At 65.6% G+C, this 1,190-nt stretch carries 1 protein-coding gene; it reads right to left on the bottom strand.

The features are described 5' to 3' along the window. Window positions 1-1,190: glutamine-hydrolyzing GMP synthase (guaA, locus tag ACV530_RS36580; RefSeq protein WP_494337047.1), on the bottom strand; the 1,190-nt coding region annotated here is incomplete at both ends.

The raw sequence follows: 1,190 nt of genomic DNA, 5'->3' as shown, positions 1-1,190 counted from the left end.
CCCGGGCCGGGGAAGGGCTGGCGCTGGACGATCTCATCGGGCAGGCCGAGCTCCTGGCCGACCATGCGCACCTCGTCCTTGAACAGGTGCCGCAGCGGCTCGACGAGCTTGAACTCCAGGTCCTCGGGCAGACCCCCCACGTTGTGGTGGGACTTGATGTTGGCCGTACCCGTGCCGCCACCGGACTCGACGATGTCGGGGTAGAGCGTGCCCTGCACCAGGAACTCCACCGCCTCACCACTCTCACCCGCCTCCGCGACGATCTCCGCCTGCGCCTGCTCGAAGACCCGGATGAACTCCCGACCGATGATCTTCCGCTTCTCCTCGGGGTCGCTGACCCCGGCGAGAGCGACCAGGAACTGCTCCTGGGCGTCGACGACCTTGAGCTGGACGCCGGTTGCCGCGACGAAGTCCTTCTCGACCTGCTCGGTCTCGCCCTTGCGCATCAGACCGTGGTCGACATACACACAGGTCAGCTGCGAGCCGATGGCCTTCTGCACGAGCGCAGCGGCGACCGCCGAATCCACACCACCCGACAGGCCGCAGATGGCGCGCTTGGTGCCGACCTGCTCACGGATCGCGGCAACCTGCTCCTCGATCACACTGCCCGTCGTCCACGTCGGCTCAATACCCGCACCCCGGTACAGGAAGTGCTCCAGCACCAGCTGGCCATGCGTGGAGTGCATCACCTCGGGGTGGTACTGCACGCCGTACAGCTTCTTCTCATCGTTCTCGAACGCCGCCACCGGCACCAGATCCGTGGAGGCAGAGACGGTGAAGCCCTCGGGGGCGGCCGAGCAGGCATCGCCGTGCGACATCCACACCGACTGCTCCTCCGGCGTCCCCTCAAAAAGAGTCGAACCCGGCTTGGACACACGCAACGCCGTACGCCCGTACTCACGCGCACCGTTGTTGTCGACCGTCCCACCCAGCACGGTGGCCATCAACTGGAAGCCGTAACACATACCGAAAACCGGCACACCAGCCTCGAACAACGAACGATCCAGACGCGGGGCGCCCTCCTCGTACACCGACGACGGACCACCGGAGAGGATGATCGCCTTCGGATTCTTCGCGAGCATCTCCGCCACAGGCATCGTGCTCGGCACAATCTCGCTGTACACCCGGGCCTCACGGACCCGACGAGCAATGAGCTGCGCATACTGCGCACCGAAATCGACAACGAGGAC

Source organism: Streptomyces sp. SX-6, assembly GCF_059089585.1.
The sequence above is the reverse complement of the archived record's forward strand: the minus strand, read 5'-3'. Positions and strand labels throughout refer to the sequence as shown.